The sequence below is a fragment of the Sphingobacterium hotanense genome, assembly GCF_008274825.1.
Classification (GTDB): domain Bacteria; phylum Bacteroidota; class Bacteroidia; order Sphingobacteriales; family Sphingobacteriaceae; genus Sphingobacterium; species Sphingobacterium hotanense.
In genome coordinates, this window is sequence record NZ_CP030848.1 from 712,207 (window position 1) to 734,128 (window position 21,922).

Below are 21,922 nucleotides of genomic sequence, written 5' to 3' on the forward strand. Positions count from 1 at the left end.
CCGCTTAAAAAGAAAATATCGGAATAATATTGTGGGAAGGATTCTAAAATCTAACATCTCCCACCTTACATCTAAGTATAAACAATGGGAAGAATGCAGATTCTGATGTCTAATGTCTCCCATCTAATATCTAAAAAAAGAAATGGAAGCATACATTGTAGCAGGATATCGTACAGCGGTGGGGAAGGCCCCTAGAGGTGGTTTTCGCTTTATGCGTGCAGATGATTTGGCGGCTGATGTCATCAAGCATTTGGTGGCCTCTGTTCCAAATTTAAATAAAGAAGAAATCGACGATGTGATTGTCGGGAATGCGATGCCTGAGGCGGAGCAGGGATTAAATGTTGGACGCTTGATCTCTTTGATGGGATTGCAGACGGATAAGGTTCCGGGTGTGACGGTAAACCGTTATTGTGCATCGGGATTGGAGACTATTGCGACTGCTGTGGCGAAGATTAAGTCGGGTATGGCCGATGTAATTATCGCTGGGGGGGTGGAAGTGATGTCTGGGATGCCTTTTGGTGGCTGGAAGATCGTTCCGAACCCTGTTGTTGCAAAGGAAAATCCGGACTGGTACTGGGGGATGGGCTTAACGGCGGAAGCGGTAGCTCACGACTATAAGGTTTCACGTGAAGATCAAGATGCATTCGCATTGAAATCGCATCAGAAAGCAATCGCAGCGATCAAGAATGGTCATCTGAAAGATGGTATCGTGCCGATTACGGTAAAAGAGAACTACCTGAAAGATGGCAAGATGGCGACGCGCGAATATGTGGTGGATACGGATGAAGGTCCTAGAGCTGATTCGACACTAGAGGCATTAGCGAAACTAAGACCGGTATTTGCTGCTGATGGTAGTGTTACGGCGGGTAACTCATCGCAAACATCAGATGGTGCGGCTTTCGTTTTGGTGATGTCTGAGGCAAAGATGAAAGAATTGGGATTACGGCCTATTGCTAAGTTGGTAAGCTATGCAGTGGCAGGTGTTCCACCGCGTATTATGGGTATCGGTCCGATCTACGCTATTCCAAAGGCTTTGGAGCAAGCGGGATTAAAGAAAGAAGATATTGACCTATTCGAATTGAATGAGGCCTTTGCTTCGCAATCCTTAGCTGTGATCCGCGAATTGGGATTGGATGAGGAAAAAGTGAATGTAAATGGTGGTGCTATTGCATTAGGACACCCACTGGGTTGTACCGGTGCGAAGTTGACCGTACAGGTATTGAACGAATTGAAACGCCAAGGCAAGAAATACGGGATGGTGACGATGTGTGTGGGAACTGGACAGGGAGCAGCTGGTATATTCGAATTACTATAAGATTAAAAGTATAACAAGGCTTAAAATAAAATATTATGTCTGAAGAAGTAAAAAATAAAGCAATTAAGGGAGGTGAGTTCGTAATCCGTGAAACACCTTATACTGATATATTCATTCCTGAAGAATTCGATGAAGAGGCGCAGATGATTCGCCAAACCTGCATCGACTTCTTAGATACCGAGGTATTGAACAAGCTTGAGCGCATTGATGCGCAGGAGGAAGGTTTGATGCAAAGCCTGATGGACAAAGCGGGTGAGCTTGGTATGTTGGGGGTATCTATTCCTGAGGAATATGGCGGTTTTGGAAAGAATTTCAACACTTCTATGTTGGTTGCTGATGCAGTTGGTGGTGGATTCTCCTTCGCTGTAGCATTGTCGGCACATACGGGTATCGGTACTTTACCGATCCTTTACTATGGAAATGCAGAGCAAAAAGCGAAGTATATTCCTAAATTGGGTACTGGTGAATGGAAAGCAGCATACTGCTTGACGGAGCCTAACTCGGGTTCTGATGCGAACTCAGGTCGTACATCCGCAAAATTGAATGCGGAAGGAACGCACTACTTGATCAATGGTCAGAAGATGTGGATCACAAATGGTGGTTTTGCTGATATCTATATTGTATTCGCGAAGATTGATGACGATAAAAACTTAACGGCATTTATCGTGGAGAAAGACTTCGGCGGTATCACGATGAATCCTGAGGAGCATAAATTAGGTATCAAAGGTTCTTCTACACGCCAGATCTTCTTCAATGATTGTCCGGTTCCTGTAGAAAACATGTTATCCGAGCGTGAGAATGGATTCAAGATTGCGGTTAACATTTTAAATATTGGTCGTATTAAGCTTGGTGCTGCGACGATTGGTTCTGCTCGTGCAGTATTATCGACGGCTATCAACTATGCTAACGAACGCGTACAGTTTAACTTGCCTATTTCCAAATTTGGAGCTATTCGCTATAAGATTGCGGAGTCTGCTATTCGTTTATTTGCGAACGAATCTGCGGCTTACCGTGCCGGACAGAACATCGATGATGCCTATGATGCGTTAATTGCTGGCGGAATGGACGAAGCGAAAGCGAAGTTGAAGTCTGTAGAGCAGTTTGCGATCGAATGTGCGATCATTAAAGTGTGGTGTTCTGAGATGTTAGACTATGTGGTTGACGAGGGTGTTCAGATCTATGGTGGTATGGGCTATTCAGCAGATGCACCAATGGAGCGTGCATACCGCGATGCTCGTATCAACCGTATCTTCGAAGGTACAAACGAGGTGAACCGCTTATTAGTAATCGATATGTTGTTGAAACGTGCGATGAAAGGCGAGATTGATTTAATGGGGCCTGCAACAGCAGTAGCAGGCGAATTGATGTCTATTCCTGACTTCGGCGAAGAAGATGAGACTCCATTTGCTGCTGAGAAGAAAATCATCACTAACCTGAAAAAGGCTGGTTTGATGATCGCAGGATCTGCTGTGCAGAAGTTAATGATGTCTTTGTCGAAAGAACAAGAAATTTTGATGAATATCTCTGATATCATTGGATATGTCTATGTAGCAGAATCGGCATTATTGCGCGCAGAGAAATTACAGCACACCGTAGGTGGTGAAAAAGCAGCTTACGCTGCGGATATGGCTAAAGTATACTTGTACTCAGCTGTTGACAAAGTAAATATTGCAGGTAAAGAAGCTTTATACTCTTTCGCTGAAGGAGATGAGTTAAACATGATGTTGGTTGGTCTTCGTCGCTTCACTAAAGCACAGCCATTCAACGTGAAAGATGCTCGTCAGCGAATTGCTAAAAAGCTTATTGAAGAAAATAAATACTGTTTCTAGTATTAAGGTTGATTATGGAAAGGCCCCGAGAAATCGGGGCTTTTTTTGTTTTTCAATGATGCACAATTCTCTTGAAAAATACCCTTTGTTAGGTATTGATTGCAGGATGCTTGACTTTGTAATTTCGTAAAGATCACTTTAATGTACGGTTATGAAGTATTTTGATTTGCTAAAAAGGTTGTTTTTGGTTCTGTGTATAACGACATTTTCCATGTCTTGCGATAAAGAAGAGGCTGTTGATCCGAAGCCAAAAGAACCACCTATAGAAAAGCCTGACAATGCGGCCAATGGGGGCGACATATATCGCTATCAAATGATAACTGTCAATGTTTCTTCTGAAACTCTGACAAAAGAAAGCTATACGGCCAAATTGGGGGACAAAACCATAACGCTCACTCGGCTGGATGAGAAGAATCTAATTTTTATTCCCGATGAAAATATCCCCTTTGGAGAGCAACGACTGGTAATTCCCGAGCTAAAGCATTTCGCAATCAAATTTGAAATAAAAGATCAGGTTCTGGCAAATAGTCCGGAGAAGACGCTGGAGCCTCTTTTGAATAAGTTTCAAGAAGTTATAGATGTAAGTGGAACGCCTGGCGCAGAACAGGCTATTTCGAATGTGAAAGCCGCTAAGGATGCCTTCACAAAAGCAAATAGTAACCAGCGGAAAATAATGGCACAGACTTACATGGCAAATAAGGCGTTTATCGATCAGCTTATTCAATCTTCTTTTTCTAATCGCATACAAATCGCCAGAACTTCCCTACCGACCTTGCAAAATATCGGACAGAAGGCTGCAATTGGCGGCAATGTTCATGGAACTTTGTCCAATCAAGAGAAGATTGACCTAATCAACAAGCATATGACTGCCATTCTAGTGATGTCCGTTTCGACGGGCGGTGTGGCTTTTGCTTTGCCTTGGGGATGGCATACGCTTGTTTTTCTGGGTGCTACTGGCGTCGCTGCCTGGTGTGCAATTGATGCAGTAGTGGAAATCGCTCGATTGACTTTCTATTATACAGCTATTGAATTTGGGATTACAAATACAAATAGATCGAAGCGTGAAACCCTTTCTCCCGGGATTAAAGGTAACATCCTAGGGTTGAATACATTGATGGCTTCTACGCCCGACATATTGGATATCGTGACAGGAAAGGACCGAATATTCGCCTTCAACATGAATGCACGCAGCCCACAATCGGGAGATCGAACAGGAAGTAGTCTGCTTATGAAGACCTTGTTCGAAAAAACCGACGAGCTAAATGGTTATCTAAATAAAGCAAATAATGCAATCAATTGGGTCAACTCAAACCTGTATGCAGGTTTTTCAATCTTCAAGATTCCTACATTTCCGAATGTAGGTCAAGTTGGTCAAGTTCAGGTTGGCACAAATATCTTTGATAAAGAGCTAAAACTAAGTATTAGCCATCCGAACTTGAAAGTAAATAAGCTAGCATTGAGTCAATCGGGAAGTCTTCTCCTCAATGTTGAAACAGTAAATACGACGGAGTCGACTATAAACGCCGAGCTGAAATATGCCTTTAAAGATGATTTTACGAATTTTTCCGGCTCTGTGCCTATAAAAGTCCAAAACAATATCTCTTTGGTGGGTACCTGGAAGCTAGTGTCATTATACAGTGGGATTCCGGTTGGAGAGGAGGTTCTCTATACGCATCCTCAATGTTCTAATATCGTTTCATTCAAGACTACGACCACGGGTCAAATGGTTTTTACGGAAACTACATTCTCCTCACAATATCACTATGATACCTATAATCGGGGGTCTTATGCGGTTAATCTGGAAAACTGTACGATAGCAGGAAATTACCCTTTGAAGCATGAACCGGTAAATGGTGGATATTCAGGAACATATACCTTAGAGGGTATGAAAATAAAATATATTGGTATAGTACCGAATATAAACGTGTTCGAGTTAATTGATGAGAATTCGATTAATTACGGAGGTGATATTTTTGTACGGGTAAATTCTAATTAGTTGCGTTTAAGTAATATTACTTTTGAACCAACTTAATCCAATTGATATTGTTTAAATTTATGATTTACCAATCAATATCAATTTGGACGCATATGATGCTATCGTTGTAGGTTCTGGGCCGAATGGCTTTGCTGCAGCTATCTTGTTGCAGCAACAGGGACTTCAGACTTTACTGATTGAGGGTGCCGATACGGTTGGTGGCGGGATGCGGACGAAGGAAGTCACACTTCCGGGGTTCAAACATGATATCTGCTCTGCCATTCATCCCATGGCTTTAGCATCTCCATTTCTTTCCACATTGCCTTTAATTGAGCATGGACTCCAATTTGTCTATGCGCCAAATGAAGTAGCACATCCATTAGACACAGAGCACGCTGTCATTTTACGCCGCAATCTAGATCAAACGGCTTTAGCCTTAGGCAAGGATAGCATGACGTATAGCGCACTATTTGAGCCTTTCGTAAATCAATGGGAAGATCTTTCGCGCGCTGTTCTAGGGCCGTTAAGAATTCCACGAAATCCATTGTTGATGGCGAAGTTTGGGTTGAAGGCTTTGCCTTCCGCGGCAATGATAGCGAAGTCGTTCCAAACCACAGAAGCGAAGGCGTTGTGGGCAGGGCTCTGCGCCCATGGTATTCAACCTTTAGAGAACTTAACGACAGCTGCCATTGGAATGATGTTAGGTACAGTAGGACATCGCTTCGGATGGCCAATTGCGGTTGGTGGCTCTCAGGCTCTCGCTGATGCTCTAGCATCTTATTTTATGGCCATTGGGGGGAAGATTCAAACCGACTATTGGGTCGATGATATCAAACAGTTGCCAAATCACAAAGTCTTGCTATTAGACATGACCCCAAAGCAGGTCTTAAGTGTCAAAGGTTTAGCGTTAAGAACGGGCTATAGAAATCAGTTGAAAGCCTATAGGCAGGGCTTAGGTGTTTTTAAGATGGATTGGGCATTATCCGAACCTATCCCTTTTCGTAATCCTGAAGTAATGCAGTCTTCGACTGTCCATTTGGGTGGTACCTATGAAGAAATAGCTCTCGCGGAATATCAGACGGCACAGGGAAGAATTCCCGATGCACCTTATGTGTTATTATCTCAACAAAGCTTATTCGATTCGACACGTGCACCCGCAGGGAAACACACCGCATGGGCGTACTGCCATGTTCCACATGGATCAACTGTCGATTGTACCGAAATCATAGAAAACCAAATAGAACGATTCGCTCCGGGATTTAAGGATATCATAATGGCGAAGCATTCTTTCAATACCCAGCAGATGGAAAGCTACAACCCCAACTATGTGGGTGGAGATATTAATGGTGGGGTTATGGACTTAGCACAACTCTACACCCGGCCAAGCTTCTCCTTAACTCCCTATAGAACTTCAAATGAGAATGTATATATGGCATCCTCTTCAACACCTCCAGGTGGAGGTGTACATGGCATGTGTGGATTCCACGCAGCAAGAATAGCCCTAGAGGATCATTTTAAAATAAAAATAACCCTATAATGACAAAAATTGTGTTAGCCGGAGGAACTGGCAATTTAGGTAATCTGTTGATCCCATATTTTAGAGAACGTGAAGATGAGATTGTTGTACTTTCGAGAAGAAAGATGGTCAAGCATCATCCGAGGATAGATTTCGTCTTATGGGATGGTGAAACGCAAGGTGAATGGACGGAAGCCTTGCAAGGTGCTGATGTGATAATCAACCTGAGTGGTGCCTCTATCAACAAGCGCTTTACTGCCAAAAACAAGAAGCTTCTGTACAATTCTCGATTGCAACCTACTAAAGCATTAGCAACAGCCATACAATCACTGGACAATCCTGCAAAGCTGTGGATCAATTTCTCTGGCGTGGCGATATTTAATGGGGCGGAAGATCTGCAAGATGAGCATGGCAACGCTTATGGCGATGATTTTCTGGCAAAGCTATCGATAGATTGGGAAGCCGCCTGTACGCAAGCCCATACTCCCCAAACAGAAAAGGTAATTCTACGAATGAGCCCCGTACTATCAAAACAGTCGGGTATTATTCGCGAGCTAACGCCTTTGGCAAAGCTAGGACTAGCCGGTACCATCGGTTCCGGAAAACAGATGATGCCCTGGATACATGAGGAAGACTTCTGCCGATTAGTCTGTTGGATTATTGATCAAGAACAACAGGAACCGATTTACCATGCTTGCAGCCCGCATCCTGAATCGAACAAGAACTTTATGAAGACTCTCCGTCAGGTTGTCGGTCGATCGATAGGATTGCCTTTGCCGACGCCACTTGCAAAGGTGGGTGCACTGTTGAAAGGAACAGACCCTACACTGCTTTTAGAAACAGTTCCTGTAACGACAAATGTTACGCTAAAAAATGGCTTTAAGTTTAATTTTCCCTATCTTCACGACGCTATAAAACAGTTGATCAAATAATCAATTTAAACTTTCATGTCTACTAAACCATTTGCAATATCGGAAGATTGGGTAGTTGTTATTTTAGGACTTGCCATCATTATCCTGGCCCTTTCCGGTGTTATTATTCCCAAACCTTCATTTAGCTGGGCCGACTCGACAGCATTGACCAATAAGGTGTTAAGCCTTGATAATCTAAAAATTATAGGCGCCCAATTCGGGTTAGTCTACATCACAGCAATCGTCGGGGCAGTATTGCTTCGCAAAGATCTCAAAGCACTGCTCATCGTATTCCCTATCGTGATGATCTTGACGGTGATAGCATTGATCATCGCAGGAAATGAGACCGTTAAGAATTACAATCTAGAAGCTGTTATTTTTTCCTTGGCCATCGGTTTGATCATCAGTAACTGCTTTAAGTTGCCGCAGTGGTTCAAGGACGCACTTAGCACGGAGCTTTATGTGAAGATCGGTTTAGTACTTCTAGGTACTACGGTAATCTTTGGAGATATCCTAAAGGCAGGATCGTTAGGCCTTATCCAGGCGTTATTAGTCGTGGTGTCGGTATGGTACTTTGCCTACTGGGTATGTCGTAAATTGAAAATCGACAAAGAGATGTCGCTTATGTTGTCTAGTGCGGTATCTATCTGTGGCGTATCTGCCGCTATAGCGACCTCAGGAGCCATTAAAGGCGATACGAAGAAGCTTTCCTATGTCATTTCATTAGTTCTTATTACGGCTATCCCGATGATGATCTTCATGCCCTATCTTGCGGAATGGATGAACCTGCCGCAGGAAGTAACGGGAGCATGGTTGGGCGGTAGTATCGACACGACGGGTGCTGTTGTAGCATCAGGCTCATTAGTGGGCGAAGAAGCGCTGAAGATCAGTACCATTGTTAAGTTTTCTCAGAATGTATTGTTAGGAATAGCGGCATTTTTTATTAGCATTTACTGGACCTACTCTAAATCGGTAGACGATGAAACGAAGAAGGATAAACCTACATTGAAACTCATTTGGGACAGGTTTCCAAAGTTTGTAGTAGGCTTCGTATTCGTGTCTTTGATGTTCTCTTTCATCGTATCGCCGGAGGCTAACAATATGGTCAAGGATAGTCTTAAAAGTATCCAAGGATTGTGGTTTGCACTCGCATTTACTTCGATTGGTCTGGAAACAAACTTCAAAGATCTTTTCAAACAGGATAACAAAAAGCCTTTGTATGCATTTATCGTAGCGCAGACTTTCAATATCGTCGTTACACTGATGATTGCGATGGCACTATTCGGTTAAACAATAGCCATTATAAAAGAGTTTTTCCAAAACAGATAGAAGGGAACGGCAATGCGCTGTTTCCTTTTTTTTGATGTATTCAGGCAAGCTTCACAAAAAAATACCGAATGTTCGGTATTGTCAGCATTTTACCGGATAAATAGCTTTGCTTCATTAATTAATCCTAAATATTAAGAATATGAAAGCAATGAAATTCCTCTACATCTTATTCGCGCTATGTATTTTCACCTCATGTGAAAAAGATGAAGACAAAACAGAAGACTCGCCAATTGTGGGGACTTGGCAAGTGGTGAATTATGAACGTAAGACTGGTGTAAATGGTACTTGGGCTCCAGTAAGCGATTTATCCTGTAGATTGCAAGAAAAGCAAACTTACAGTGCCGACGGACAGTTTAACCAAACCTCAGGAGCCTGTGCCGGCGCAAACACCGGAATATCCGGTACGTGGAAACTATCATCTGACAAATCTACCGTGACCTATACTTATACCAAATACTCTGGAGAGTTTCCTCGGACCGTTGAAAAGCTCAATGCTAGCGATCTAGTTATTTCCTGGGACTCGGGCAGTACGACCGGAGCTTATTTCCGCGTGACGTATCGTAAATCGAATTAACCTAAATTAAGAAGTCATGAAAGGAAATATTTACAGTCTTATTTTGTTGTTTATTCTTGTCGGCAATAGCTTATACGGACAGGAATATACGACTAAAACGTCAGGCTATTACAACGGCACAGGAAGCAATGGTATTCAGTATGTGCAATTCGGATTGAACGTCAGAATGTTTAAATACGGGGATATGTTGCTGATCGGCTGGAACCCGGTGGATGTTCAAATCGGTGATGAGTATGTGTATAAGGGGAAGAAATATTCGGCTAGTCAGTTCCCGGAAATCAAACAGATCAGAGTTAAGAGTATGACGGGGCAATTGACCGCTAGAGATAATACTGGTAGGATAATCGACTCCAAAGGTGCTCAGATTAATGTGGGGGGCTATTTAGACAATTCGGGCGCATTAGGGGATAATAACAAGCCGTTTAAAGAAGGAGTGACGACGGAATGGTTCGAGAAGAATATTCTAAAGCGATCCGTTCAGAGCCCACAACTCGATGTCGTTATCAACTCGGTCTACATCGATAACTTTGATGCTGCAAATGCTGCTATCGAAAGATTCTTGAAAGGAGGATCTGACAAGAAGAGAGCCGCAGAAGTTGCCTTGGAAGCTGGTCGTGCCCTCAGTGCGGAAGACGTGGCGCTAGCAAGTGCCAAGATTGGTTTAGTAGAACAGCTTGATCCCTCGTACAGCAGCCTTGCTAACTTAAAGAACCGTTTGGCATCCTTGATCGAAAACAAAAAACGCAAGGAAGCAGAGGATAAAAAGAAGGCAGAAGAGGAGGAGCCGAAAGAGGATGAAAATCCTGAAGACGAGAAGGAGGAAGGAGTGAAGAAAGAAGAAGAAAAGAAGAAAGAGGAAGAAAAGCCGATGAGCGTTAGTGAATACGACGCGCGATTGCGATATAATATTGTAACCAATTACAACCAAATTATTGGAGGTGCATATAACTTAGGTGGCTCTCAATTTGGCGCTAGTAAAGAGAAAATGGTGCAGGGCTTGATCTCTAGCAGCGCCGAATATCTGCAACGCAATCCGTATGATCAGGAAATAAGGAATATCAAGCAGTACTTAGAGAATAATGAAACTACGGCGGCGGTTGTTACCCAAGCGGTGAGTGTCGCTCAGGATTTTGTTGCTGATTTTGCATTCCAATTGGAATATAACTTTTCACCCAAAAAGGAAGGTGAGACCAGCGCGTTTAGGCAGTATTATGTGACCATGCCGATGAGCAAGGATGCTATCAATAACCTTTTCCAATTCACCTCTGCCATCTCGTGGAACTTCCTGCCTAGCCGAAGTTATGAAATGGAATACGTGAAATCGGGCAACGAAGCAGGGGAGTTTAAGTACAAGGATGACGTCAAGGTAGCCACCGTCGGATTTCGCTTTGCGCTTTACCCTAGACTGTATAAAGGACTGCATGCGAATATCGAGACCGATATACATGGTGGAGTGATCATGAGCCGTTTCGACGAAGAGATCAATCCTAGTGGCTTTACCTATTATTTAGCGGGTAAACTTGGTTTGAGCTACCGTCTTGGAAAAGGTTTCCAACTGGGTATTGGATACGGTATGGGGTATTTGCCATTATATGCGACTTCTGATACGCAGGTCATCAACGATGTCGAATACCAAATAACCAAATTTAAAAATGGTAAAGATGCAACCCTGAAATACATCAGTCCGAGTATCAAGTTTTACTTTTAATACTAGCGATAATTTAGTTTAATAGATTAAGTGTAAAAAATGAGGGATTGTGATTAACACAGTCTCTCATTTTTATTAGTATAAGTGCCATTTCGGCCCAGATCAGGATATTTTGCAAATAATTTATGGAATTACGTATCTTGAATCATCTTATTGATGAAGGTAAACAAGTATGAACGAGAAAGAGCTGCTACATCATTACAGGCAAACAGGCAACTTGGATAGTCTAGGGAAATTATATTCTCCCTATATGTCTCTGCTCTATGGTGTTTGCTTTAAATACCTTCAGGATGCAGAGCAGAGTCAAGATGCGGTGATGCAGATATTCGACGAGTTGATTGTGAAATTACGCACGCACGAGGTCGATAATTTTAAGAGTTGGTTGTATGTTTATGCGCGCAACTATTGTTTGATGCAATTGCGTAAAGATAAACAGATCACCAAGGTAGATATAGAAGATAACCTGTATGAAAGCGAGCAAAAGCTGAGCAGCAAGGATGAGAATCGTTGGGAGGAACAGGATTTTGATAAGTTGGAAACCTGTATAGCGGGTTTGGCCAGCGAGCAGGCGCAGTGTATTCGACTATTCTATTTAGAACAAAAGTGTTATAAAGATATCGTCGATCTGACGGGGTTTGAGCTCTCCAAAGTGAAGAGCTATATCCAAAACGGAAGGCGGAATCTGAAAATATGTATGGAGAAGAAGTAATGGAAAATAATTACCAGTTATCGAGAATTCATAATTACGTCATGGGGCTCATGAGTAAGGAGGAGATGTATGAGATGGAGCGTGAGGCATTGAATGATCCTTTTCTACAAGATGCCATCGACGGTTATAAAGCGCAAAATGGGGTTGATGTTCATCAGCTGAGTATTTTGCAACAGCGGTTGGCGCAGCGTTTGGAAACAAGAAGTGCCGAACGAGATAAGCGTTTCTACGGTTGGCAAAGGCTGACCATAGGTGCTGCAGGTGCCGTATTGTTTTTAGTAGCCTGCTCCTTGATATTCTTTAAGTTTATCATCCAACCGGCAAAGGAGAAAACCAATGAGGTGGTGCTGATGGAAGAACATCTGCGACTGACTACGAGCCAACTGTCGGATTCGGATGCTGTACCTGTAGGCGGATGGGAAATGTTTAATGAGGAATTGAATGCAGAATTAAGAGATATCGTTGGAGACGCTGAATTGCAATTGGAGTTTAATCTGATTGATGGTGAAGCGCAGGATATTAAATTTATTAAGAATACAAATAATACCATGGCTATATCGGTTGCCAGCTTCCTGCAGGAAAAGGTGAGGTGGATAGGAAAAGTAGGGAAGTTGGATATACGTATAGATTCAAAAAAATAGGTGCTCGCGAGGAGGGCACTGAAAAAGTCCCCTTAGAAAATAAAGGTTAAAAAAGGGAGTCGAAAACTGCAGTTTTCTGCTCCCTTTTTCGTATTTTAAGGTAAGCTTTAATGGACATCAGGATGCTCTCTACCCAACAAAAAATACAGTTCAGTTCCTATTCAGGATTGTACGATATCATCGTACCAAAAGATAATCTACTTCGAAAAATCAACGATCTTATCGATTTCAGTTTTATCTATGACGAGCTTTTGGCTAAGTATTGCCAGACGAATGGCCGTACAGCGGAGAGCCCTATCAAGATGTTCAAATACCTTCTGTTAAAAACGATCTACACCGTTTCGGATGTAGATGTCGTTGAACGTTCCAGATATGATATGTCCTTCAAATATTTTCTTGAAATGGCACCAGAGGAGGATGTGATCAATTCAAGTTCGCTTACCAAATTCCGCAAACTACGATTAAAAGATATGGATCTGTTGAACCTGTTGATCAATAAGACGGTAATGATTGCTCTTGAAAAAGGCATTATAAAATCAAAGTCTATTATCGTAGACGCGACCCATACCGTTTCCAGATCGAATCCGCACACAGCATTGGCAGTACTCAGGGAACGCTCCAAACTATTAAGAAAAGCGATATATCAGATTGATGGGGAATACAAGAGGAATCTACCACAAAAGAATGAATCCAACGACCTGGATCAAGAGCTTGCTTATTGCAGGGAATTACAGAGGGTCCTTGATGAAGATCAATCTATCAGTGAAATACCGGCTGTGAAAGAAAAGCTGAATCTGTTGAAGGAAACCATTGAAGACACAAAAGAATACTATCTGCTCTCTAAGGATGATGAGGCCAGACTTGGACACAAGTCAGTGGACAGCAGTTTCTTTGGCTATAAAACACATCTGGCGATGACTGAGGAACGCATCATTACAGCAGCGGTCGTTACTACAGGCGAAAAAGGTGATGGCCCTGAACTACCTAGGTTATTAGAGATCAGCCAGCAGAATGGAATGCAAGTGGATACAATAATAGGTGATGCCGCGTATTCGGGAAAAGAAAATCTTCAGTTGGCAAAAGAACAAAACATTGATATCATCGCTAAATTAAATCCATCCATTACCCAAGGCTTTAGGAAAGATAAAGACAAGTTTGACTATAATAAAGATGCGGATATGTTTGTTTGTCCCGCAGGACATTTGGCCATCCGCAAGGCGCGTCAGGGAAAGAAGGAACAAGGTACAAATCAAACGGAGACCTATTACTTTGATGTGAAGAAATGTAAGGTCTGTCCTCTTAGGGACGGATGTTACAAGCAAGGGGCCAGAACCAAATCCTATTCAGTCTCCATAAAATCCGAACTCCATAGGGATCAGATGGCTTTCCAGCAAACCGATTATTATCGAAGCAAGTCTAAGCAAAGGTATAAGATCGAGGCCAAGAACAGTGAGCTCAAGAATGTCCATGGCTATGGCAGAGCTGATGCTTATGGAATCCATAATATGGAAATGCAGGGCGCAATGGCCATCTTCACCGTAAACCTGAAAAGAATCCTGAAATTGATATAAAAAGGTGGGATATTGCCTCAAAAAAGCCTGGATGGAATGCTAAAAACTCAAATAGCAAGTCCTAGTCGCTTAAACCTTCAATAAGCTCATAAAAAACAAACTTCCAGAAACCCTTTGAACAAAAATGACCGAGTAGGGGAAAACCTATACTCAGTCATTTCTTTAAGTCTCATTAGAAAGTTGAGGCTTTTTCAGTGCCCTCCTCGCGAGAGCACCTATTTTTCATTAGGGATTATTCCTCCCATCTGATTTTATCTTCGATCGGTGTGCGAACTGGTTCGCGTTCTTCCGACTCATGGTGTCCTAAGTAGAAGAATCCGATACATTTCTGATTAGGCTCTAGATTTAAGAAAGGACCGATATGGTTAATCAGTCCTGGCGATGCCCAGTAACCGCCCAAACCAAGGGAATGAGCTGCTAACCACATGTTTTCCACCGATGCCGCTGTAGCGCATAGTTCTTCCCATTCAGGCACATCGCCTGTATAGTTCACCACGATTGCGATTGCCGCGTTGGATTGTGTCGCTTTCTTCGCCATATTTTGTTCCGTCAATTCGGTGTACTTCTCTGCCGGCGTTACGCTTTTGTAAATGCTTGCAAGTTCATCGCCTAGGCGCAATAGCCCTTCTTTACGGAATATGACGAAACGCCAAGGCTGCGTACGCTTATGCGTAGGAGCCGCGTTTGCCGCTTCTAGAATCGTTAATATATCTTCTCTGCTAACCTCTTCATTCGTGAATGAAGTTTGGAATACAGATCTTCTGGTTTGAATCGCTTTTAATACTTCGTTGTTTTGCATGTCCTTTCGTGTACTGTTTTAATTGCTAAAGATAGCCTTTTGCAACTTAATTATGTGTCTTTGCTCAGTCATTTCGGCTTATGCCACTTCTTCCCAAAGCGCAGCAATATGTAAAATCGTTAATACCGCTTTTTGCATATCCTGTACCGAAACCCATTCTTGTTTACCGTGGAATGCATGACCTCCAGCAAAGATATTCGGACATGGAAGTCCCATAAACGATAAGCGTGAGCCATCGGTACCTCCGCGGATACTGCGTTTTTCGGCTTTCATGCCGGCACGCTCAATACCCATCATCGCAATATCAACCACGCGCGGATGCTGATCCAAAACCTCTTTCATGTTGCGGTACTGCTCGTTCACCGTGAAAGTGAAGCTCGCACCAGCATATTTAGCGACTACCTCTTTGGCAATAGCCTCTAATTCTGCTTCGTGCTCTGCCAATTTCTTTGTATCATGGTCGCGGATAATGAAGTCGATCGTCGCCTCTTCTACCGAACCGGTCATGTGGACAGGGTGTACAAATCCTTCTTTTCCGGATGTTGTTTCCGGCGAAAGACGATCTTTCGGAAGACTGTCGATCAAATCTGCAGCGATTTTTAAAGCATTGACCATTTTGTTCTTAGCGTATCCCGGGTGAATGGAAATACCGTCAATCTTGATGCGAACGCCATCAGCAGAGAATGTTTCATCCTCTAGGGTGCCGGCGCGCTCCCCATCCATCGTGTAACCGTAATCTGCACCTAATTTCTTAAGATCAGCATGGTCAACTCCACGACCGATTTCTTCATCAGGAGTGAAAAGAATCTTGATATCACCGTGTTTAATCTCAGGGTTCTGCATCAGGATGCGCGCAGCATCCATAATTTCTGCCACACCAGCTTTATCATCAGCGCCAAGAAGGGTTTTTCCGCTAGCAGTAACCACATCGTTTCCGATCTGATCCTTCAAATCAGGATGATCCGACAGGCGAATTACGATTTTGTTATCATCGGGAAGCACAAGGTCTTGACCTTGATAATTGTGGTGGATGATCGGTTTAACATCCGTTCCTGACGAGTCAGGAGAGGTGTCAACATGCGAACAAAAGCAGATAACCGGTACTTTTTTATCGGTATTCGAAGGAATCGTTGCATATACATAACCGAGCTCATCAAGATGTGCATCTTCAATGCCGATTGCCAATAGTTCTTCAACAAGCAAACGACTAAGGTTTTTCTGTTTTTCAGTAGAAGGAACCGTTGTCGAGTTTACATCCGATTGCGTATCAATCTGTACATATCTGGTGAAATTTTCAGCGACCTGAAAATCTTTTATATCGTTAATTTCCATAAAGGCAAATCTACAAATTTCTACGCTATCTTACTTTTGTTGGTCAGCCCAACCGAATACTTTATTCAAGATGCTAGAGTTTCTCGATCCTCCCAAGTTTTGACGAATCTTAAGCTCCTGATCAGCAACTTTCACAAAAAGACCCGAGATCGCTCGTTGTGTAACATAAGCCGTCAAATCGGTTTCGATTTTATTGCCTAATGGTAATTTGTTGTATGCGCTCGTTAACTGATTCCAGTAGGTGGAAACATTGTTTTTGCCCATTGCAGATTGTATGATAGGGCTGAAACGCGTCGTTAACTCCGCCGTAGTGCTTCTCTTGAAAAATTGCGTAGCAGCATCTTGCTGTCCGCTCAAAAGGATGTTGAATGCATCATTAACCGTCATTCTCGAAAGAGAACCCACAAATACAGATGATGCTTCCTTAACGGCTGTTTCCGCTGCGCGGTTCATGCTCGTGATGAATTGATCGCAAAGATTTCCCATCCCTACCGCGCGAAGTGCAGATTCTACTTTTCTCGCTTCCTCCGGCATCAATATTTTCACCGCCGCATCGCCTAAGAAACCATCTTTTAATGACAACACGCGGATACTCTCGTTTAGTCCGTTGCTAAGGGCTTGCTTAACACCTAGATTAGCTTCCGATTGCGTAATGCCGCCAGTAGTTCCTGCATTAGTTGTCGTGGAACCTGTACTGGTTGTACCCGTTCCTTGTGGAGGAAGAGTGAAACCACCAGTATTTAAACTTTCGCAGCTTGATAGAAACAGTACCGCTGCACCCAACGATATTTTGAGATAGTTATTCATAGTTAAAATTTTTGTAAAAATAGGCGATTGATATTAGATGTGAGACAATAGATGTAAGACATTAGACCTAAGGCGGACTAGGATAGTTTTTTTTGCTGTCTGAAACAGGAAAGGAAGGACACAAGGATTGACAGGATCGGGTCTAACATCTATTGTCTGATATCTATTGTCTAGTCCTGATATATATTAGATTTTATCCAAAATCTAATCATACCCAATTCAAACCCAAATCATACCCAATTTGAATGGGTTCTGATTGGGGTTTGAATTGGGTTTAAAAGGGCTTTAAGTAATCGCTGTCTGGATAAATAATAATTGGATTAGTTATTTAGTTCAGTTGAAATTCTAGTTGTTGTTGCAGGAGGGTTGTAGAGATTTTTTAGGATGGTTTTAGCGAGGTAGGGCGGAAGGGCAGAAAAATGCAATAAAAAAGGAGCTGCCCGGTTTGGGGAGCTCCTTTTCTATCTATGTTTTTGTGAATTCTAGGGTTGTTTACTTCCAGCTTAGGGTTGCAGCAACCGGAAAGTGATCAGATGGGTAGCGACCTAGATAAGTATCAGTCAATACGCCATACTTTAATACTTTGAAAGGTTTGCTAATAAAAATATGGTCTATACGTCCTTTTTCCTTGATATCTTTGCCCCAAGCGTTAAAAGTCGAATTGGGTTCGTAGATAATCGGGGATAGGTCGTAAACATCTTGTACGACATTGCTTTTTGCTAGGGTGAAGTAGGCAGGGTTGTTTTCATCCACGTTGAAGTCGCCCGTAATGATCAAAGGGAGGTCTTTCGCTAGCTCTTTTGCTTTCGCCATCATCAGCTTTGCGCTTTCTACGCGCGCTTCTTTACCGATATGGTCAAAGTGGGTATTCATTAGGATGAATTTCTTGCCATTGTTTTTGTCTTGGAAAACTCCCCAAGTACAAATACGGGGTAGGGCAGCATCCCAACCTTTGTTAGGTTTTTCCGTGTCGGTGGCCGATAGCCAGAATGTACCATTTTTCATCAACTTGAAGCGGTTCGTATTATATAGGATAGCGGAATGTTCTCCTTTGTTAGAGCCATCATCGCGTCCTACGCCGACATACTGAAAGTTCGGAAGTGCTGTAAGCATATCATCTAACTGTTCTTTGAAAGCCTCTTGAACGCCGAAAATGTCGAATTCGTGGTATTTGATAAGGTTGTTTACCGCATGTTTTCTTACATCCCAAAGGTTGCCGGTATCCGCTTTAGTTTTCATGCGGATGTTGAATGTAGCTACGTTGAATGTAGCGACATTGAACTTTTGAGCATAAGAGAAACTGACAAGTAATAATAGGGTTAGGTTGATTAGGATTTTCTTCATGTTAATTGCTCATTATTTTTGATAGTAGTTCTGGTTCATCAGTGGTAATATAATCGACTTTTTCGTTCAAAAAGTATTTCATATCGGCTTCGTTGTTGACCGTCCAAACGTTTACCTTTAATCTTAAATCCTTGCTCTCTTTTATCCAAGTTGGATTCTTTTTAAGCGCATTGAGGTTGTAATCTATACCGCTCAGTTTGGCTTCTTTGACTTGTGCCGGGGTTTTATCACCATTCAAATAATGCACTTTTGAATTTTTATCAAGCTCGCGGAATTTTAAACAAGCGTCCCAATCGAATGCAATATACTCCACTCTTTTCTTAGCTTTCATCTTTTTTACAAGGGCTAAGGAAAGTTCTACGGCTTTTAAGGTTCTTTCTTTGCTGATTCTGCTTGTTTTCAATTCGTAAATCAACTTGGTTTTCTTTTGTTTTAAACCTGCTGCTAGATACTCTTCTACTGTAGGAATCGACTCGCCATTAGGATGCTTCTTCGCAAGTAATTCTTGATAGGTTAATTGTTCGATTTCCAATCCGTAAAAATCATGATCATGGCATACGACCAATACATCATCCTTTGTCAAATGCACATCAAATTCTGATCCCCATAGTTTCTGCTCGATCGCTCCATTTAAGGATGCAATGGAATTCTGCGGAACCTGTGTGTTTTTCCAAACGCCACGATGCGCGATGATTGAAGTTTGCGCGAATAATCCGACATGGAAAATTATAGTCATAGCAACTAGTAAGAAGGTTTTTTTCATTTTATAATGGTGTTAGTTTTTAAGATAGATAATATTCGCCACATTTCTTTGTCCTTCGTGGTCAAATTTCTTGTTGTCTGATGGGTAATTGACGATGTCGTTGGGACTTCCGCCGTTAACGAAAAGGGTAGAGCTCCCACCGCCGTCAAGGTTCATTGCGTCTTGTGCGCCAATCCATTTCATCAGCGAGGCTAGCTCATGGAGGTTCATGCCTTGAGCCTGCGCATTTCTGCCATCGACAACCAAAAGGATCAGTTTGTTCTTTTTGGCAATGCCAATAGCTGTCCGAGGGTGTCGGTTATCGTTGAAGGGGTTATTGCTGAGGTTGTAGCGGTTTGTGTTTTGGAGGAGTAGGGGGCCGGATAGCATGACGTCTCGAGCTGGGGATTCTTCCACATTGTCTGTCGAAGCAGCTTGAATGGTCACTCGCTTTTTGTCGATGCTTAAGACCGCATTTGCACGGTCGGATTTCTTGGCAGTCGGGTTGACGACCTGTCCATCGACCTTGATATAATCGACGGCTCCGCCGTCTTTCATATTGAAAAAGCCACCATTGATAGCCACCAAGGCATTATTTTTTAAAGCGAATTGTGAGGTTGGTTTAAGTGTTTTGGCATCTGCAGCGAGATGGAGATGTTTTCCTTGCTTCTTTAAATCAATTTCTACCCAGTTGACTTCTTGCACACTGTTGAAAAGATTGTCGAAATGTCCTTGCTTCCATGTGACTCCTTTAGCAACTTTCTTCACGGTCCAGTGCTTATTTACGACTGTTAATGAATCGGAAGACTGCGCCCGGCTGTGGAGGATAGAACAGGATAAAAATAGGAGGAATAGGTAGTTTAGCTTGAAAAGGTAACTTCGATGCATGGTTTAAATCATTTTATCGAAGTTACCCAAATTATGTTAAGTTATTATTAAAAATGCTTTGGGGCGTTTTAATTTTAATAAAATTGTTGCAATTGGCTTAGTATTCTTGAATAATTGCTTTTATTCTGCTTCTTTTTCTTTGAAAAGCGTGGCCAGAAATTCTTCTAATTCTGCGCCTCTCAGGTTTTTAGCAATGATCTTGCCCTCTTGGTCCAGAAGAAAAGTGGCAGGGATGGAAGTGATAGCAAACAATCCGCTAGCAATCGATTTTTCTTTTTGCTGATCTAACAATTGTGTCCAAGGCAGCTGATGTTGCTTTAACGCTGTTTGCCATGCAGCAGGGTTTTGGTCGATAGAGATACCAATAATCTTAAAGGGATACGTTGTGGTGTATTCGTTATGAACTGTTTTTAAAGTTTTGAATTCCTGAATACAAAATAGGCTTCGCCCTCAAGGAAGACTTCCCGTTCTTGTCCAACAAAGTTCGCATCATACTTTAGCTTGGAGTTAGCATTTAACCAAACCTTGCTACCATCCGATAGCACAATGGCGGCTATCTTTCGAGATGGAACGGCAATCTGTTGTATATAAGGAAGTTTATCTTGTCGTTCTTTTATTCTATACTGTGCAATTCCGCTACTATCTTTTTCTGCCGCATAAAGGTCTGCATGCTGTTGAGCATCGGAAAGCTCCACCTGCGACCCGTCCGGCAAAGTCATCGAAATACTACCTTCAGTAAATACCATGCTATCCTGTTGCGCGATCAGCGATTCTTCCAAATGATCGGAATCCTGCGTTGCTCGAAACTGTAGAAAGCCGAAATAGCCGATAGTGGCGACAACAGCAGCGACGGCCACCCATCGAAAGTAAGGTGCTCGCGGATTCTTGGTCTTTTCCGGCGGAAAAACATGAGCCTCGATACGCTCATATTCTCTTGCTGATATCTTGTGATAAGCAGGCAGCACTTCCTCGTCCAAATCCACTTCTTGGAAGTGCTCTTCGATACATTCATTCCATGCATCACTGAACTCCTTCTCGGAAAACTGTTCGATGAGCCATGCTGCTTCATCCGTGTGGCACTTGCCAGCAAGAAATCGCTTAAATAGTTCTCGTTTGTCGTAAGTATTCATAAATGGATTAATCGGTTATGGACTTTGATGAAGCCTACTATTACTAGTAATACGGAAAGAGGGGTGAAAGTCTATGCTCGAAGGAAGAAGAAAAATAAAAAAAATATAAAATGCTGCTTAATTTACTCCTATTAGATACAGAAGGACAACAATGAAAGAAGTAAGCTATACATTTTAGGACCCAATTCTTGCTGCAGGAATCGCATCGCCTTCGCCATATGGTCCTTAACCGTTCCGATACTCACGTCGTGTAGCTTGGCCGCTTCCTCATAAGACTTGCCTTGAAATTTGCAGAGCATAAATATCGCTTTTCTTTTCTCCGGTAACCGGTCGATCGCAGAGTACAGTTGTTCCATCAGGGACCTTGTCGAATCGTCTGCTTCCTCGAGTTCGTAGAAAAGTGTGGCCTGCATCAACAATGCCTGCTTGATCGCTTCATTGGTGGATGCTTCCCGGTAATAATCGACGACTAGATTTCGCGCAATGCGATGTAGCAAGGGCCATATACCGCTCTCGCTAAGAATATTCTTGCGGTAAAACCAAATTCGAATAAAAGCAGTCTGATGTATTTCTAGAATAATATCCTGATCGGGCAACAAGCTGTCTAAACGCTGTAGCAAGATAGGAGAGTACATTTCATACAGCTTCGTAAAAGCTCTTTGATCGCCTGCTCTTAGCTGCAAAATCAATGGGTGGTCTACTAGATTGCTGTCTTTCAATATTATATCTTATTTTATTTAATTGTTACAAAAATATAATATTTGGATAATTATAATAGGGTTAACTAAAATCTTAACAAAAA

Annotated in this window: 20 protein-coding genes; 11 read left to right on the forward strand and 9 right to left on the reverse strand. The window is 42.4% G+C overall.

Annotated elements, in window-relative coordinates; all coding sequences use genetic code 11:
• Positions 1-142 precede the first annotated feature (142 nt).
• The 11 genes from DSM08_RS02875 to DSM08_RS02925 all read left to right on the forward strand — a co-directional run bounded on the left by DSM08_RS02875 (position 143) and on the right by DSM08_RS02925 (position 14,078).
• Complete coding sequence (locus DSM08_RS02875; protein WP_149524730.1) at positions 143-1,315, forward strand: acetyl-CoA C-acyltransferase; 1,173 nt, start codon at positions 143-145, stop codon at positions 1,313-1,315.
• Between the two features lie 35 nt (positions 1,316-1,350).
• The gene (locus DSM08_RS02880; RefSeq protein ID WP_149524731.1) at positions 1,351-3,144 is read left to right on the forward strand and encodes an acyl-CoA dehydrogenase family protein; all 1,794 of its coding nucleotides are present in this window, start codon (positions 1,351-1,353) and stop codon (positions 3,142-3,144) included.
• A gap of 211 nt (positions 3,145-3,355) precedes the next feature.
• Positions 3,356-5,140 (forward strand): hypothetical protein, encoded by a 1,785-nt coding sequence (locus DSM08_RS02885; protein ID WP_149524732.1) that lies wholly within the window; start codon positions 3,356-3,358, stop codon positions 5,138-5,140.
• 82 nt (positions 5,141-5,222) lie between these two features.
• Positions 5,223-6,656 (forward strand): phytoene desaturase family protein, encoded by a 1,434-nt coding sequence (locus DSM08_RS02890; protein ID WP_317131795.1) that lies wholly within the window; start codon positions 5,223-5,225, stop codon positions 6,654-6,656.
• Positions 6,656-7,567: a TIGR01777 family oxidoreductase gene (locus DSM08_RS02895; RefSeq protein ID WP_149524734.1), complete on the forward strand. Its 912-nt coding sequence runs from the start codon at positions 6,656-6,658 to the stop codon at positions 7,565-7,567. The genes DSM08_RS02890 and DSM08_RS02895 overlap by 1 nt, the downstream gene beginning before the upstream one ends.
• 15 nt (positions 7,568-7,582) lie before the next feature.
• A complete protein-coding gene (locus DSM08_RS02900; protein WP_149524735.1) occupies positions 7,583-8,836 on the forward strand; it encodes a YeiH family protein in 1,254 nt (417 codons plus the stop codon).
• 178 nt (positions 8,837-9,014) lie between these two features.
• Complete coding sequence (locus DSM08_RS02905) at positions 9,015-9,449, forward strand: lipocalin family protein (RefSeq protein ID WP_149524736.1); 435 nt, start codon at positions 9,015-9,017, stop codon at positions 9,447-9,449.
• Positions 9,450-9,465: 16 nt separating this feature from the next.
• A complete protein-coding gene (locus tag DSM08_RS02910) occupies positions 9,466-11,157 on the forward strand; it encodes a hypothetical protein (RefSeq protein ID WP_149524737.1) in 1,692 nt (563 codons plus the stop codon).
• Between the two features lie 172 nt (positions 11,158-11,329).
• Positions 11,330-11,866, forward strand: coding sequence for an RNA polymerase sigma factor (locus DSM08_RS02915; RefSeq protein WP_149524738.1), 537 nt, complete (start codon positions 11,330-11,332; stop codon positions 11,864-11,866).
• A complete protein-coding gene (locus tag DSM08_RS02920) occupies positions 11,866-12,507 on the forward strand; it encodes a hypothetical protein (protein WP_149524739.1) in 642 nt (213 codons plus the stop codon). The genes DSM08_RS02915 and DSM08_RS02920 overlap by 1 nt, the downstream gene beginning before the upstream one ends.
• Positions 12,508-12,629: 122 nt before the next feature.
• Positions 12,630-14,078 (forward strand): IS1182 family transposase, encoded by a 1,449-nt coding sequence (locus DSM08_RS02925; RefSeq protein WP_149527614.1) that lies wholly within the window; start codon positions 12,630-12,632, stop codon positions 14,076-14,078.
• A gap of 232 nt (positions 14,079-14,310) precedes the next feature.
• Here the strand turns inward: DSM08_RS02925 and DSM08_RS02930 are convergent, their stop codons facing one another.
• The 9 genes from DSM08_RS02930 to DSM08_RS02970 form a co-directional block, all read right to left on the reverse strand.
• Entirely contained in the window at positions 14,311-14,877 is a 567-nt protein-coding gene (locus DSM08_RS02930) for a nitroreductase family protein (RefSeq protein ID WP_149524740.1), read from the reverse strand.
• 78 nt (positions 14,878-14,955) lie between these two features.
• Positions 14,956-16,209, reverse strand: coding sequence for a peptidase T (pepT, locus tag DSM08_RS02935; RefSeq protein WP_149524741.1), 1,254 nt, complete (start codon positions 16,207-16,209; stop codon positions 14,956-14,958).
• Between the two features lie 30 nt (positions 16,210-16,239).
• Entirely contained in the window at positions 16,240-17,016 is a 777-nt protein-coding gene (locus tag DSM08_RS02940; RefSeq protein ID WP_149524742.1) for a DUF4197 domain-containing protein, read from the reverse strand.
• A 492-nt stretch (positions 17,017-17,508) separates the two neighbouring features.
• Entirely contained in the window at positions 17,509-18,360 is an 852-nt protein-coding gene (locus DSM08_RS02945; RefSeq protein WP_149524743.1) for an endonuclease/exonuclease/phosphatase family protein, read from the reverse strand.
• Between the two features lies 1 nt (position 18,361).
• Complete coding sequence (locus DSM08_RS02950; protein WP_149524744.1) at positions 18,362-19,123, reverse strand: glycerophosphodiester phosphodiesterase; 762 nt, start codon at positions 19,121-19,123, stop codon at positions 18,362-18,364.
• A gap of 12 nt (positions 19,124-19,135) precedes the next feature.
• Positions 19,136-19,990: a phosphodiester glycosidase family protein gene (locus tag DSM08_RS02955; RefSeq protein WP_149524745.1), complete on the reverse strand. Its 855-nt coding sequence runs from the start codon at positions 19,988-19,990 to the stop codon at positions 19,136-19,138.
• Between the two features lie 120 nt (positions 19,991-20,110).
• Positions 20,111-20,422: a TlpA family protein disulfide reductase gene (locus DSM08_RS02960; protein WP_149524746.1), complete on the reverse strand. Its 312-nt coding sequence runs from the start codon at positions 20,420-20,422 to the stop codon at positions 20,111-20,113.
• Positions 20,401-21,120, reverse strand: a complete 720-nt coding sequence (locus tag DSM08_RS02965; RefSeq protein ID WP_149524747.1) for a FecR domain-containing protein — start codon at positions 21,118-21,120, stop codon at positions 20,401-20,403. The genes DSM08_RS02960 and DSM08_RS02965 overlap by 22 nt, the downstream gene beginning before the upstream one ends.
• Before the next feature lie 131 nt (positions 21,121-21,251).
• Positions 21,252-21,839 carry an RNA polymerase sigma factor gene (locus tag DSM08_RS02970; protein WP_149524748.1) on the reverse strand — a complete coding sequence of 196 codons (588 nt, stop codon included), beginning with the start codon at positions 21,837-21,839 and terminating at the stop codon, positions 21,252-21,254.
• Positions 21,840-21,922: the final 83 nt, after the last annotated feature.